Annotated in this window: 9 protein-coding genes; 3 read left to right on the top strand and 6 right to left on the bottom strand. The window is 34.3% G+C overall.

The genetic code is table 11. The features are described 5' to 3' along the window. Positions 1-5 precede the first annotated feature (5 nt). Genes DRF57_RS08990 through DRF57_RS09000 form a run of 3 tightly spaced genes read left to right on the top strand, consistent with a single transcriptional unit; the run spans position 6 to position 5,350 of the window. Positions 6-2,207 (top strand): prolyl oligopeptidase family serine peptidase, encoded by a 2,202-nt coding sequence (locus DRF57_RS08990; RefSeq protein ID WP_115918089.1) that lies wholly within the window; start codon positions 6-8, stop codon positions 2,205-2,207. After that, positions 2,208-4,451, top strand: coding sequence for a lantibiotic dehydratase family protein (locus DRF57_RS08995; protein WP_115918091.1), 2,244 nt, complete (start codon positions 2,208-2,210; stop codon positions 4,449-4,451). It begins immediately after the preceding gene. 50 nt (positions 4,452-4,501) lie between these two features. Next, on the top strand, positions 4,502-5,350 hold the full coding sequence (locus tag DRF57_RS09000) for a thiopeptide-type bacteriocin biosynthesis protein (RefSeq protein ID WP_115918093.1): 849 nt from the start codon (positions 4,502-4,504) through the stop codon (positions 5,348-5,350). Between the two features lie 518 nt (positions 5,351-5,868). On the opposite strand, the gene DRF57_RS09005 is transcribed toward DRF57_RS09000, so the two are convergent. The 6 genes from DRF57_RS09005 to DRF57_RS24110 all read right to left on the bottom strand — a co-directional run bounded on the left by DRF57_RS09005 (position 5,869) and on the right by DRF57_RS24110 (position 16,032). Beyond that, positions 5,869-6,507 (bottom strand): hypothetical protein, encoded by a 639-nt coding sequence (locus DRF57_RS09005; RefSeq protein ID WP_123863303.1) that lies wholly within the window; start codon positions 6,505-6,507, stop codon positions 5,869-5,871. A gap of 10 nt (positions 6,508-6,517) precedes the next feature. Then, positions 6,518-6,976 carry a hypothetical protein gene (locus tag DRF57_RS09010; protein ID WP_115918097.1) on the bottom strand — a complete coding sequence of 153 codons (459 nt, stop codon included), beginning with the start codon at positions 6,974-6,976 and terminating at the stop codon, positions 6,518-6,520. A gap of 321 nt (positions 6,977-7,297) precedes the next feature. Continuing rightward, entirely contained in the window at positions 7,298-7,744 is a 447-nt protein-coding gene (locus DRF57_RS09015; protein WP_115918099.1) for a hypothetical protein, read from the bottom strand. A gap of 1 nt (position 7,745) precedes the next feature. Further along, positions 7,746-14,585 (bottom strand): RHS repeat-associated core domain-containing protein, encoded by a 6,840-nt coding sequence (locus DRF57_RS09020; protein ID WP_167449356.1) that lies wholly within the window; start codon positions 14,583-14,585, stop codon positions 7,746-7,748. 72 nt (positions 14,586-14,657) lie between these two features. Continuing rightward, complete coding sequence (locus DRF57_RS09025) at positions 14,658-15,140, bottom strand: hypothetical protein (protein ID WP_115918103.1); 483 nt, start codon at positions 15,138-15,140, stop codon at positions 14,658-14,660. Positions 15,141-15,150: 10 nt separating this feature from the next. After that, entirely contained in the window at positions 15,151-16,032 is an 882-nt protein-coding gene (locus DRF57_RS24110; protein ID WP_228450355.1) for a hypothetical protein, read from the bottom strand. Between the last annotated feature and the right edge of the window lie 11 nt (positions 16,033-16,043).

Below are 16,043 nucleotides of genomic sequence, written 5' to 3' on the forward strand. Positions count from 1 at the left end.
TTCTTATGCAGTATAAAATATTTCTCACTTCTATTCTTTTAACAGCATCTTTCAAAGCACAATTAAGTAATCTGGCTCCTTCTGTTCCTGCTACGGATCATTATTTTGGCACCAAAATAATAGATGAATACAGGAATTTAGAAAATTTACAGGATCCTAAAGTAATTAACTGGATGAAGTCCCAGTCGGATTTCACGGCTTCAATATTAAGCTCTATTCCTAATAGAAATTATTATTTAAATAAAAGGTTAGAGTTTGATAAGAGAGAAGGATATTCATTATATGATTTAAAAGTAACTGAAAATGATAAATATTTTTATTTGAAAAGAAATGTTGGAGAAAAAACCGCTAAGGTTTATTACAGAAATGGATTTAACGGGAAAGAAAATTTACTTTACGACCCTGCCAATTTTGTATCCTCCAAGAAAACAACAGATACTCCCAAAACCGGCAATTTTATAATCAATCTTGTAAGTCCCAGTGGGGATGGAAGTAAAGTGGCCATTTCTTTAACCCAGGGAGGTAAAGAATTATCTGAAGTTATTGTGATGGATGTGGATAAAAAAAGTATTTATCCACAAACCATCATTAATACCAATCCTGCCTCTATTGGAGGCATAAAATGGCTTGATGACAACAGTGGTTTCTTCTATACCTATTATCCGGTTGTAGATCTGCAGGCTAAAGAGTTCAGGAAAAATACCCGCGCTATGCTTTATAGAATAGGAGAAGATCCTAAAAAGCTTAATGATGTTTTTTCAAGTACCCATAATCCTGATCTGAAAATAAGCAACACAGATTATCCTGCTATTCTGGCTTTCAACCCTGAAGATCAACACTACATCGGAATATTGGTAGATGCGGAGAACTTCAGAAAAACTTTTTTTATTGAAAAGAAAGAACTATTAGAGGGGAAAAATAACTGGAAACCTTTGTATGATAAGGAAAGTAAAGCATTTTCCATAAGGTTGTCAGGAAATGACATTTATTTTTTATCAGGATATAACTCATCCAATTATAAGTTATGCAAAACCAATATGACCACCAGAGATTTTAAAAATCCTGAAATACTGGTTCCTGAAAAAAAAGATGAAGTTATAAAGCAATACACCATAACAAAAGACGGGATCTATTATGTGACTGCCAAAAACGGTGTGGAAGCTAAATTATATTTGTATCAAAACGGAAAAGATATTCCCATCAAACTACCTTATGTTTCCGGCAGTATAGATTTACAATCAAAAGGAAAGAACTTTTCTGATATATGGATCAGTTGTTCGGGATGGGCCAATGAAGAAGAGCGTTTTAGATATACTTTATCTACCAACACTTTCACCCAGGAAAATCTTGTCCCAAACATCGATTTCCCGGAATTTAAAGATATTACTGTAGAAGAAGTTTCTATACAATCTTACGACGGAACAGAAGTTCCTTTATCCTTAATTTATAATAAAAACACTAAGAAAAACGGTAAAAATCCGGTACTTATGGATTGCTATGGCGCTTTTGGAGAATCTTCAATACCATTTTTCGCTAAGAGTTATCTATTATGGGTCAACCAGGGAGGTATTGTGGCTATTCCCCATGTAAGAGGAGGTGGAGAAAAAGGAGCACAATGGCATACTGACGGACAGAAAGATAAAAAACCTAATACCTGGAAGGATCTAATTGCCAGTGCAGAATATCTTATTGATCAGAAGTTCACGTCACCGGAAAAAATCGCGATCTGGGGAGCCAGTGCGGGAGGTATTGCAATAGGAAGAGCAATGACCGAAAGGCCAGAGCTATTCAAGGCTGCAATTATAGAATCCGGGGTATTAAATACAATCCGTTTCGAGAACAATGGGATTCAGGCAACCAGCATCAAAGAATATGGAAATCCGAGTGATCCGGCTGAGTTTAAAGGATTATTAGAAATGGATTCTTATGAACATATTAAAAAGGGGAAAAAATATCCTGCTGTTTTACTTTGTGCCGGAATTAATGATCCAAGAGTTTCACCGTGGCAATCTACAAAATTCGCATCGAAACTATTAGCGAGCAGTACTTCAAAAAGACCTGTTTTATTAAATATCGATTATGAAGGAGGCCATGGCGCAAATATTCCGGTAGCCCAACGGTATTCTAACCTGTCAGACATCTTTGCATTTGCATTCTGGCAACTGGGACATCCCGATTACCAGCCTCAAAAAGATAATAAGAAATAGATGTCTCGTTTTCCTTACCATTTTTTTGATGAGTATGTTTTTCGTACCCCCCTGTTTTCACGGAAGCAATTCCATGAAATGGCAGGTAATGATGAAATTCAAAAAACGGCATTGAAGTCCATATATGCAGATCCTGTTTTTCAGGAAGCTATTTATTTGGCATCTCCTTATCTCCACAAAAAACTGAATGACTGGCTCAATCTCAGTCTCCATGGATCCAAGAAAGAAAATCAGAAACTGGAAAACAGTTTTCTAAAATATTACAGCCGTATGAGCACCCGTTCTATTCCTTTTGGTTTGTTTACTGAAGTGGGAGTAGGAAAATTTGGGACAGCTCCAAATCCATTTTTCGGGAAAGAGAAATTTACCCATGAGCATCTAGTGAGGGAAACTCAACTGGATATGCACTTTCTGGTTGGCCTAGCCAATCATTTGGTAAAAACTCCTGAGATAAGAAATAAATTATTATTTTATCCTAATAACAGTATTTATACGGTCAGGAATAGAATCCGCTACGTTGAATACCAATACACCCAAGGGCAAAGAGAATATATCATCTCATCAGCTCCGCTTTCTGAAGAATTACAAAACATCTTAGATTTTTCAAAAAAAGGGAAAACCATACAGCAGCTTTCAGCTCTCCTGATTGATGAAGAGATCAGCCGGGAAGAAGCTACGGAATTCATCAATGAATTAATAGACAATCAGGTTCTTGTAAGTGAACTGGAACCTAATGTATCCGGAAAAGACTTCTTAGATATTATCATCGGATCTTTACAAAAAACAGGAATCAGCAATGAATCTGAAATCCTGACTTCTATAAAAACCAAACTGGACACCATAGATACCACTATTGGAAATCCTGTTTCTTTATATGCTGAAATTGAGGATTTAATTACATTATTCAATACAGAATATGATCAGAAATACCTGTTTCAAACTGATCTTTATTTCAAAGAAAAATTCATTTTACCTCCGTACTGGAAAAAAGAATTAAAAGAAGCGGTAAGCTTTTTAAATAAAATTACACTTCCTCAAAAGGATAACCACCTGGAGAGGTTTAAAAAAGCATTTCACGAAAGGTTTGAAAAGCAGGAAATGCCACTGGCTTATGTATTGGATACAGAAATCGGAATTGGCTACAGACAAGATATTCCTACCAAAGGACTGCATCCTTATATTGAAAACCTGGATTATTCATCATCTCATCATCAATCAACTCTAAGAATTGAACTGGATCCTATCCAGCAAATTCTCAATGAAAAAGTGCAGGAAGCCTTACTCGACAATCAGTACAAAATAAAGCTGTCTGAAAAGGATTTTGAAGAATTTGAGGAAAACTGGAATGATCTGCCGGATACTATTTCTTTTGTCACGGAAATTATCTCTGAAAATAATGAGGAAAAGCTTTCTCTAAGCAGCGGTGGCGGTGGCAGTGCAGCCAATATTCTGGCAAGATTTTGTTCTGAGAAATCTGAGGTCCAAAATTTAACAAAATGTATTGCACAAAAAGAACAGGAACTTAATACCGGTTATATTTCGGCGGAAATTATCCATCTTCCTGAAGCAAGAATAGGAAATGTTATCAGAAGACCTACGCTGCGCCCTTATGAAATCCCTTTTCTGGCACAATCCATTCTGCCGGAAGAAAATCAGATAAGTATTGATGATTTATACATTTCCCTAAAAAATAATAGAATTGTTTTACGTTCTAAAAAACTGGACAAAGAGATTAAACCTTACCTGACCAACTCACATAATTATTCCGCCAATCCGTTGCCGGTGTATCATTTCTTATGTGATCTTAATCGTCAAAATATCAGACCGTTCATTAATTTTAACTGGCGAGATTTACAAAACATCTATCAGTTTTTACCAAGAGTGGAATATAAAAATTTAATTCTTTCAAAAGCCTGGTGGAAAATTACAGAAAAAGAGCTTACTCAGTTTTCAATATTGAGCAGCTATGAAGCAGGGAATAAAGAACAGTTATTATCCGGTATACAATCCTGGAGAAATAAAAGACAAATCCCAAAGTGGATTCAGTGGGTTCAGTTTGATAATAAACTCACTATTAACCTGGATAACTATGACCTGGTGAACGTTTTTATTGATACCGTAAAAAAGTTAAAATCAATAGTCATTGAGGAGTTCCTGTATAACGAAAATACTGACTTTATGCACCAGTTTATTTTTTCAATGTATAGAGAGGTTGAGGGGCAAGAACCAAGAGTTAAGAGTTAAGAGTTAAGAGTTAAGAGTTAAGAGCAAAGGTAAAATATGCAAGATAAGGGATGATGGTAAAAAGAAAGTTTGTTCCGGGAAGTGAATGGCTGTATTTTAAAATATATACAGGAATAAAGACTGCAGACATTATTTTGGAGGAGTCTATTGAACCGCTAGTGGCCTACTTCAAAGAAAATAATTTAATTTCACAATGGTTTTTTATCCGTTATAGTGATCCAAATCCTCATCTCAGGCTTAGGTTTAAGCTTACGCAAACAGAAAACTATACTGACGTTCTCCAAAAGGTCAATACTACCCTCACTGAATATACGAACAGTGGAGAAATTTCAAATATCCTTATCGACATTTATAACCGGGAAATAGAAAGATATGGCAGCAATACGATAGAAGAAGCCGAAACCCTATTCTGGAACAACAGTGAGTTTACATTACAATGCCTGCATTATACCGATGAGGAGAAACTCATGATCAGTCTTTTTTATATTGATGAACTCCTAAATCAGCTCAATCTTCCGATTCAGGAAAAACTGAACTGGATAAAAGATTTCAATGAAGTATTTAAAAAGGAATTTAATGCCGATAAAAAACTTAACAGTCAGCTGGATAAGAAATATCGGGAATTTAATCCCCAATTATTAGATTTTATCCAATCTGAAGAATTTTCTGAGGAAAGAAATACCATAATTTCCACCATCAATGAAAGTGCTTCTGTATTACAAACGATTCTCAACCATCATGAAAATGAGTCTTCAGAATCCTCACTTCAAACATTCTTTCAAAGTATTTTTCATATGAATATTAACAGGATGTTTATCTCCAACCAACGCCTCTTTGAAATGATTGTTTATGATTATTTATTCAGATATTATAAAACGGTTGCGTTCCGGGTTTTGTAGGAGGACTGATTTGTAATTTGACTCATACCCCTTTTCAATACCTCCCTGAACTTTTAAAGCATGGGATGTAGTATATCTTCTTTTCTCTTTTTTTAGTTGATATTGTAATCATTGTTTTTGATTTTTGAATTGATAAAGCATAAGGTTCATGAGGAGACATAGTACACCAGCTATCACCTTGATTGTATTACTGCCTGCGAAATTTTTCTTTCTATTCTTACTGGTGGAGCGGGTACTTCCCTGCTGAGAACTCGTGGGGTTGGAGGATAAGGGAATTACGCGTAAATAAAGGGAGTCGAAAATTTTTTTCAAAATTTTTTGTACAAAGAGATCATAAGACAGAATTACAGAAGTAACATTGATTCCCCTGTTTCCACAATTGAATACTAATAAGTCTCAATTCATAAAGGGTAAATTTCTTACGAAAACAACAAGAACAGCCTAGTAGCTGCTCTTGTTTAACATAGTTTTTATGGGTTTTATTTTGTAAAAGCCCTTTAATAATGAAAGTTTATTGCTTAATCAGTAACATCTTTTTCAGAAAGTCTTAAAAATAAAGTATCTTCTATCACTGGTTGTGCTACAAACTTTGCTTTACCAAAATTGAGCTTTGAAAATCTTCGTAAGTATTCTGATTCTCCATAGTTTCCTTTTAATGCTTTATCATAAGGATAATAGTTCTGTTTAAATTTCGATGAATAGCTTTGTTTAAACATTATCATCATTGATTTAATAACTAAATTATATTTAATCTTAATTTCTACTCTACTTTTTAAATAAAATACAGAATTTCCATCACTAGGTCTTTCATCTCCTATAAAATAACCATTTCCAATTTCGGTTAAATATCCATTATAAATGCTATCATATTTTTTCTGATATAATAATGGAGATTGATCTGGTTGTATTAAAGCATACACATTTATTGGATAATCTTCTTCTTTATTACCTCTTGTAGAAAGACTTTTATAATTTTTATCTCCAAATTCTAAAGAGTTAGGAACTAAAAATATAATATCTTGGTTAGTATTGTTTTTAAATTGAAGATATAGATCTTTTTTATCTTCTATATATTGTAAACTAAAGGCGCTCTTTTGCTTCTCTTTACATGAACCAAAAAGTATAAAAACGACTATAATAATTATAAAATTTTTCATTTTAAACGATTTATGATTCATAGAATTCTGCCGGAAACATTTCTTTATATTCCTTTTTTGATTTTAAGAGATTACGGATTTTATAAAACAGATCAATATATTTATTGATTTCTTGTTTGTTTGTACTGTCACATTTAGTCTTTTTAGGACTAGAAGATTTTAATTGAAAACTAATTTTAGAACTTGTTTTATCTTCAAAAGTATACCAACAAAGATTCCCTTTTACATTAATACTCTTGTAAAATTTGTATATTTCCTGTTTATCACTATCAGTCAATTTAATAATTACTTCTTCCGGTCTTCTGTTTTTTAAAACGCCCGTTTGACTATCATAAAAAAAATGACTTCTATCAATCTTATTTGTATCATAATAAGTGCTTGTAATAGAAAATTCTGGTGTAACTATTTTTCTTGCTGATGAACAACCGATTAGCAAAAAAACAAGTAGTATGTTAAATAATTTTTTCATTTTAAGGGAATTTTATATCAATGCTTATAAAATTTATATAAGATAAGAAGAGCTGAAAAGAACCTTCTATCTAAATTCTCCATTTGGCATCAACAGGCTATTCATCATATACTCGTCTGTAACTATACAATATTACATTTGTTAATCCGTTTGTGGAAACGCTTTTTTATATTCTTCGCTTAACTTAATTAAATCAATAAGTTGAAAATATCAATATTACCCTGTAATTTTACCAAATAACATTAATTAATTTTTCAAAAATAATTAATATTTGTCTTTTAATTAATGCACCATCATTTTTATGACCAGTTTGTATTGTCATTACTCATAAAACCTGGGGAATGCGTCCTTATATTCTTTTTTTGTTTGCAAAATATTTTTTATTTTAATATAAAGCTGTGAGAGCTTGTCAATTTCGTTCTTGTTTGTACTGCATTTTGAATTATTTTTTTCATTCCCCATAATAAAAGTGGTTTTGATAGTAATGCTATCTTCATATGTCTTACAACCTGAAATACTTTGCATGTTAAGTTTTTTAAATAAATTATAGATTTCTTGTTTTTCATTACTATTGAGCTTAATAATGACCTTCTCTGGCCTTCGATTTTCTAAAATACCAGAATAACTATCATAAGAGAACTCACTCTGCAAAATATTATCTTTATTATAAGAAATATCAGAGAAATAAAAATCCTTTTTATGTTGCTTAATAGAAGAACAACTGAAAAAAAATAAGGTAATACCAAGTAAAAATATAAATCTGTTCATATCAAGGAAATTTAAAAGTTTTATTGAAAATTGGAAAAAATTTATTATACATAAAATTATACAGAATTTTTTGCCCTGAGTTTAGCCCATTTACTGTTCTTAAAATATCACCCATTTCGACATAATTACTTTCATAATTAGGTAAAATATTATTTTTTAAAGCATATATACGCTCCAATCTTTTTATGGCAAGATGTTCAACATCATATAAAAGCTGATCAAACCTCTTATTCTCATCTATTTTCATGTAGGGTATACCTAATGAAAAAGAAAGAGCGTGTGAAGTTTCATGTGCCATCGTTTTCCCTAAAAGTTTAATGTTTGAAGCTGCTTTTGTAGAATACAATATAGTTGATTTCCCTGATCCGAAACTAAATGTGGTTCTCCCTAAAATATTGAAATCTCCATTTTCATTCATCATAAGTCCTCTAGAGTCACTCAGCCCTACACCTTCACTTTCAATCTTGTATTGTCCATTATCAGGAAGATTAGCTCTGGCATCTTTAATGTTTTTAGTCATAGTTTGTAAGTCTGGCTCTACATCAGAGTTAGCGTCAACTGCTATATCATTTGTAGTAGTATACTTAGGTTTATTATAGCCATTAGCATAATAATTTGCTGTGTAACTTATGGCTGCAACCCCTCCACCTATCACAGCCCCTTTCAAAACTCCTTCAAGGAAATTCTGTCCGGTAATCAGAGCAGTAACCCCTCCGGTTCCGGCACCTGTTAGAGCTCCATTTGCCACAGTGCTCCAAAAGCCACTGGCACTAAAGACCTCACCCAGGCCTGCTGACACAGCACCTGTGGCTGCACCAAGTAAAATAGATTTTGCAAAGCCTCCCCATGAAAAGTTATTGTTGATGGTTGCCTGTAAAATGTAGATTCCCATGCTTATAGCAGCACCAATAATAGCACCGGACAAGACAGTAGCCGCAAACCAGCCAATTCCTATTCCCACTAAAAAGGGAAGAACCTCACCACTCGGGTCATTGTACATCAAAGGATTATTTACAGCATACCCATATTTATTATAGATTTGGGTATTGGTCGGGTCCTGAATATTTTCATCAGCATTTAAAAATCTTCTGAGTAACGGGTCATACAATCTTCCGTTCATATGGATAATTCCTACCTCTCCAAAATGCTCATGGCTGGTATATCCTCTGTCTACTAATAACGCTGTATTGTTTATTATATTTTTATCGGTGATAATAGCCCCGTTCCCTATCTGGAGATGAGTGAAATTACCCCATGCATCAAAATGCCTTTGTTCAAGTTTATTTCCTGCTTCATCACTGACGGCTAAAATACTTCCTATATAATCTTTATGTAAAAATTTGTAAGAACCGCTGCTCTCTGTATAGTCTTTTAAATATACAATATTACTTTCATAAGGTGTTCCTCCAATGTATAGAATATGCTTTTCTTTTCCGGTTGTATTATCTTTTACAACTTCACAGCTCCCATCTTCACTATAGTATTTGGTGAATTTACCTTCTCCATCAGTACTAAAGTTACCTCCATAGGTAACTCTTTGCCTCATACTCGAAAGTCCGTATTGGAAGGCAACATCACCTTTCATTCCATCAATGAATACAGGATCATTGTTTTCATTATAAACAATACTTTGCACTAAATCATTATTATAATTTTGAGCTCCTGCAGCATTAAGGGTCATACCTGTTGGCTGGTAGATTTTAGAAGAATTGTCAAATCTAATTTTTCCTACCTGATCATTTTCCAGGATTCTTCCTTTTGCATCGTAAACGTTACGGGTTGCATTCTGTACTTTAACTCCTGTTACCGGATTAGTCCAGTTGATAAGTCTATTATTACCATCATAATCAAAGGATTCTACTATATTAAAATCTCCACCAGTGGTTCTGCTCTTAAGCTCATTTTTGATCGCATCAAATGAATAGGAGAGCTGGAGAATACCAGGTTTCACCTGTGAAGAATGGTTAACACCAGTTAAAAAACCATTGGTATCATAGGTGTTGTTAATGCTTGCAGCTCCTAATTTAGCCGTTAAAACCTGACCTTTTGCATTGGTTTCTTTCAGCTCCCACAAGATTTTACCTGAGGTTTTATCTTTTATTTGATAGAGTTCTCCATTCCATGCACTGTACACATTTTCTATTTGCACTTTAGTCAAAGTTCCGGAAGAATACAATTGCTTTTCATAAGAAATCACTCTTGCCTTGTCATCATACGTGATTCCTTTCTGAATAAAATATTTACCATTGCTATTTTCCGAGGAAGATAATAGTCTTCCTTGGGGATCGTAGGCTACATTCGAACTATAAGCTTTTCCTTTGGAAGTTCCAGCTTTTGAAATAACTCTTCCTTTATTGTCATAGGTATAAGAAATGGTTTTATCTGTTGCCTGTCCACCATCAGTAGTGGAGAGATCTTTTTGTGTAATAAGCTGTCCTAAACTATTATAGGTATATTCTTTCGTTCCTTTAGGACTTATCATCTTTTTGGGTTGACCAAATCCATCATATTCATATTTGTAGATGCCATTGGAAGGATCATTAAACTCTGATTTTCTTCCCCACGAATCATATTTGGTGGTAACAATATTTTCGGCATATTGTGCTTTGATTTGTTCTCCGGCAGCATTGTAAGTGAATTGTATTGTTCCTCCCTTATCAGTACTTGAAATCACATTTCCTAATGCGTCATCAGTTTTAACATTTTTCCTACCGTAATCCGCAGGACTTGATTCTTTTACTGTTGTAGTTAGGCCGGAAACAGACGTTTCCATTTTCTTACCACTAAATGCAGTAGCAGTTATTTTAGCAGGGAACAAGGAGTCGTCATATTCTATTGTGTTCCATTTAGAGGAACTCTGTCCTTCAAAAAAAGGTTCAGATTCTTTTATTTTTCTTCCTAAAACATCATATTGAGTAGCTTTTAAAACAAAATAACCCTGGCCGAAAGCTTTAGTCGAATACATAATTTCCTGACCTAATGTATTGGTGTATTTTTTGGAAACATCCCCATTCGGGTCATATTGTGTAACAATTACATTGGAGAGAAAGTCTTTTCCATACTGATAGGTAGTAGTTCCTCCTAAATTGGTCTTAGAAGTCAACAGCTTACCCCAGCTATCATAGGTATTGGTAAGCGCATTACTTAATGCATCAGTTTGTTTTTTTATCTGCCCCAAGTCGTTGTATTCAATATGGGTTTCTAATCCTAAATTATCTGTTTTCTTTACAACAAATCTTCCTTTAGAATCATATTCAGTTTTAGCAGTTTGCGTTTGTGAATCTACACTGTTACTTATCGTTTTCTGGGTAATATTTCCAAAACCATCATAGCTGTAGGTCTCAGACAGATAACCCGTATTATCCCTGTTCCAGGTTTTAAGGGTTTTCAGTAGGTTATTTTCATATGCATATTCTTCTTTAGCAGATTTTGTATCACCATAAGCTTGAACAACATCTGTTTTAGATTTTGGACGCCCAATATAGTAGTCTGCTCCTATACCTGCCGGATTGTGGACATATTCAAATGTGGAAGTCGTTACTCCATATCCGTTATTGATATTGGATACACTTTGTACCGGAAGATAATAATTTCCATAGGTAATAGTACTTTCCGTCATAGTTCCTGTCAGGAAATTCTTAGTTCGGGTACTTTTAGGAATTATTGCTTTTACAATTTTTGGCTTATCAGCATTAGTAACAGACGTCACAATTTGTCCGTTGATAAGCTGATCTGTTTGAAAGACGGTGGATTTAAAACTCAATAATTGGGAATTGTTTTCAGAAATATCCGCCGGGAAAATCTTCGATTCGTCTGTTGTTCGGACGGACCATTCTTTTACAGGTACTCCTTCGTTTAGCGGGTCTGTTTCAATTCCGTTCCATATTTTGGTATTTTCCAGACCGTCCGCATACCAGGAAGAGCGCGCAGTTTGACGAAAACCTATCATCCCACGACCTTGAAGGTGTGCCATCATTCCACGGTAACGAAAATCCTGTTTTCGACCTTCCTGCTGAAGCTGCAATACAGCAAAGGCTTGTGGAACTTTATCCAGTTCCATATAAGGATATTTTTCCTTCTTACTGCTTTTGTAAAAGTTAGATGCAGGATTGGGTTCTAGTTCTCCATAAGTTATTACTGTTTTTATACCTCCTTGATCAATAGTGTTGATTCTGGCTTCTTTAGAGATGTCATAAAAACTAATTTTCTTTACCCTGTCTCCGGGAATGGTTCTGCTGGCATTGGGTGAAACAAGAATGATTTGATGAACTGACTGATTGATTTTAAAGTTACCTAAAATTTCCTGAAAATCATATCTTGTTCTTTGGTTGAACTGGGTATTTCCATCCGGACTGGCATCACCTATAGGTCCTTCATTGAAAGCATAGCGGATATCATTATTAAAGCCTTTTGCTCCTGATGAAATTTTAATATCTACAGTCGTATAATAATTAATATCAAAATTAGTTAGACCAATAGGGCGTTTACTCCTTTCTTTTCGATAATTGAAAGTAACAAAATCACTTTTTCCATCTTTATCGAGATCATAAGCCTGGTGGCTGATTCTTTCAAAAGTTGCAGTACCGTCATTATTGGAAACAAAATAAGGGTCCTGTCGGAATAAGGCAAAATTAGATTTGAACTCTTCATTGAATGATTTTCCAGTTGACTGATATAAATACCAATCTGTTGTAGTGGCTGAAGAAGGTATCAATAAATCGCTTTTCCCATCTCCATTAAAGTCACCTATAACAGCTCCTTTTATTATTCCTTTAATTCTTTCATCATTTACATAAAAGCCCTTTTCGATGGTATGATAAAGATTATTAGACCCTTTACCAAATTGAACAAGAAAAGCACGATTTCCACCATCAAATCTCAAAAAATCAGTTTTTCCATCTCCATCAAAGTCCCCCATTTTATAAGAATCCAAAATGTCAGTATCATAAGGATAGAAAGACATTGAGGTATAAGATTGTGAAGAATCAATCTGATGATCCATATTAATGACAATATACTTTTTCCTGTTTTGAAAAGTTTCATCAAATTCAGGCAGACTTATAGGGGCATTAGGGTCTTGAGGTTTTTTAGTTTTTATATGTTCGGCATCATTAAAGCCTAAAAATAATTCAGAAATACCGTCTCCATCTAAATCCATTTCTATCAATTTTAAAGGAGTGGTTTTAACACTATAACCTTCTTCCATAGGACCTAATTCAGGAGTCGTAGAATCATATACTGAATTGGGAAGGGTCTTGGTAAATTGATATTCCAGCTGATTGGCCTGGTTAATTGAATACACAAACAATTGAATATCCTTTGTATTACCAGTTACTTTATAAAAAGCAAACCCTTGTCTATTTTCTATAATTCCCGATGAACTTTTAAAAGAAATTGGTAAAGCTTTTTTGAATTCTTCTTTTGTAATATCCAGTGTTCCAACATATATAAGATCCCTCTTTGATTGATCTAAAGCTTTCTGAACTATATAAAGACCTGCCGGATTATCTTTAGGATTAACACATGTTCCTCCGTTAAAGCCAGGAGTAAAAATTTCACAGGTTCGGAAAGGCTGATCTTTATACTCCAAAGCATCTATTTTACCATCTCCATCAAAATCACCCAATACTCCGGATTCAAGGGAGTAGCTTATTGATTCTTCCCAACTGGTTGCTCTTGCAGAAGCTTCATAATTAAAAATAACAGGATTGGCAGCCTCATCGGAAGCATTATACTCTGCTATCTTGTCTACAAATTGATAATTTGATCCGTTGCTATCTTTCTTATAATTAATGTGATATGTTTTAAAAGGCTGCGAATTAGAAGTTACTTTAATTTCTGATAAAAGTTGGCCCTGCTCATACTTATCACCCTGTACATATATCTGTTCTTTTAAATCCCGATCACTGTAAATGAATACAATTGAATTAAAATGGGGTTTATCAAGTGTTTCATTTCCTCCCCAATCTATCGATGATATTCTCATGACACGATTAGAACTTCTGAAACCTCCTAAAGCTGCATCGGATATATAGTTGTAGCTAATGTAATTTCCTTTGGAATCTTTCCATTTCACAATATTATATTCCAAAGGTGTTGTTGCTACCGGATTATTTGGAAAGCCTGCATTGTATAAACCATACCAGGCTTGTGATCCATCTTCAAAAGTAACTTCAAAATGAGCAGGCCCAACATTTTGTCCATTAACAGGGAAAGTTCCCACCGATTTAATTTTTACATTAGAGTACATCTCTGTAACATATTCTGCTCCATCTTTTCCATATTCTCCGGATTTCAAAATCAACCGCTGCCCGTTGAAGCTATAATAATCCGAGTAATCAACCTGTACATTTTGGGCTACTCCATCTTTTTCAATGGTCTTTCCTGTTCTTGAAATAGCGGTAAGACCAGATAAATTCCACCCATAGCCAGCAATCCCGTTTCCAGAACTGCTATTATATACAAGATTAACTTGTGGTGCTACACTTTTCACTCCTGGAGGTAAAGCAATGGGTAAAGTGAATTGTAACTGGCCTGCTCCGTTTACCTCAATATTCCCTTTGGTATCATGAAAATTTTTCCCATCCGGAGCTGTAGTCCCTGATGGATTGGTTGCTCCTGCTCCTGAATCCACAGGACCTCCTCCCTGATTTTCTGTATTAGGACCAATTTTAGCTATGAAAGGATTGGAAACATCAGATTTAGCATGAAATCCCTGTGCAAGAACAACTGTCTGTGGATCCTGAACTGTTCGGGATGTTGTTTCTCCCTGATACAGTATGGTCTGCGAAAAACCCAATACTGAGCCTAACGACAATATAATTGATGAAATAAATTTCATATTTGTATTTTTTAATAATGATTGATAAATAATATTCAAAATGACCATCAGCTATAAGCCGAAAGCCTAATATTATCGTTTCGTAATATTTCGCCCAAAAACTCTTCCGTCTTTCAAGGTGAAACGTAAAATATACACGCCCCAATCATATCCAGTCATATTGATTTTCAATTGCTTATTTAGATTGGGTAAATTTTGTTGTTGAAATTTCCAATGGACTGTACTATGCTGGTAGAGTGAAACGGACTCTATCAATCCATCTGCTTCTTCTGTCCAGTCAATGGTTAGCACATCATTAACCGGAACAGGATATAGTCTTATTTGCTTCCAGAAAGTTGCTTCATCCATAATTTGAGATTGAGGATCAAGCTGACTTTGGGCTACAGAAACAGTTTTAGCTTCTGTTTTTGAAGGTTCTTGTGCTGTTTTTCCTGCGGAATTTGTTCCCCTGTATCGTTGGTTTCCGGCTTCATCATATTTGAAATATACTTCAGTCTGAGAAAAACCTAAAAAGCCTATGAATAAAGAGAATATCGAAAGTAATTTTGTTTTCATTGGTGTCTTTTTATTTCTTTGTTGATAATAGTTGCTGAACTTGTTTCTTTAGCTCTTTTATGTCTTCGGATTGAGATTTCAGAGTTTTATTTTCTTCCTGTAGATGTCTAAGTTGTTCTTCCTGAAACTTTAGCTGCTTATTTTGTTCTATTGAATAGAGGGTAAGTTCTTCAATTTTTTGTAACAATTTAATCTGGAATTCGCCTATATTGACTCCTTCTTTTTCCATTTCTTTGGCAGAAGCAACTTCAGGAAGATGTTTCTTTTCTCTGATATGCTTTTCAATTTCCTCTAATTTTGGCAATTGATAGTCTTCTTCAAACACAAAATCCGCGGTTGGAGTGGCAGTAACCTTTACTTCTTTAGCTTCTACTTTACCTCCCACTTTCATATTATCACTAAAAGAAGATTTTCCTAATACATCAAGTTTATATTGAGGATTATGTATTCCTACTCCAATGTTTCCATTCGCTCGTATGTTAAATAAAACTTCATATTTGGAAGGCTCGGTCAATCCAGATACTGTCATTACACTGGGATTGTTTGGCTGGTATTTTCCATATCTGAGAAATATAAGATCATTCCCGTTTCCAACATTATCAGAATCATTTCCAACAAAAAATACATCACTGTCTGCATTCGATACTATTTGCGATCTCCCATGTACTTTTAAATTGATTTCAGGGTCTACCGCACCGCCTACTGCAATTTTACCGTCCGAATTTATCCTTACTCTTTCAGTATTGTTTGTTTTAATAATAAAATCTTTATTATCAGATGTTCCTAAAAAATTAGTGCCAGGATTCGTTGCTGAGTTTCCGGTCAAATTCCATGTCTGTCCGTAAATGGTTAATGATAATAAAAGACTTGTAATCAATAAACTTTTTTTCATAATTGTATATT

It is taken from the genome of Chryseobacterium rhizosphaerae, assembly GCF_003385455.1.
Taxonomy (GTDB): Bacteria; Bacteroidota; Bacteroidia; order Flavobacteriales; family Weeksellaceae; genus Chryseobacterium; species Chryseobacterium rhizosphaerae.

Coding starts and splice junctions, on each gene's coding strand:
- DRF57_RS08990 (WP_115918089.1), top strand. CDS start 6: ATGCAGTATAAAATATTTCTCACTTCTATTCTTTTAACAGCATCTTTC.
- DRF57_RS08995 (WP_115918091.1), top strand. CDS start 2,208: ATGTCTCGTTTTCCTTACCATTTTTTTGATGAGTATGTTTTTCGTACC.
- DRF57_RS09000 (WP_115918093.1), top strand. CDS start 4,502: ATGATGGTAAAAAGAAAGTTTGTTCCGGGAAGTGAATGGCTGTATTTT.
- DRF57_RS09005 (WP_123863303.1), bottom strand. CDS start 6,507: ATGAAAAATTTTATAATTATTATAGTCGTTTTTATACTTTTTGGTTCA.
- DRF57_RS09010 (WP_115918097.1), bottom strand. CDS start 6,976: ATGAAAAAATTATTTAACATACTACTTGTTTTTTTGCTAATCGGTTGT.
- DRF57_RS09015 (WP_115918099.1), bottom strand. CDS start 7,744: ATGAACAGATTTATATTTTTACTTGGTATTACCTTATTTTTTTTCAGT.
- DRF57_RS09020 (WP_167449356.1), bottom strand. CDS start 14,585: ATGAAATTTATTTCATCAATTATATTGTCGTTAGGCTCAGTATTGGGT.
- DRF57_RS09025 (WP_115918103.1), bottom strand. CDS start 15,140: ATGAAAACAAAATTACTTTCGATATTCTCTTTATTCATAGGCTTTTTA.
- DRF57_RS24110 (WP_228450355.1), bottom strand. CDS start 16,032: ATGAAAAAAAGTTTATTGATTACAAGTCTTTTATTATCATTAACCATT.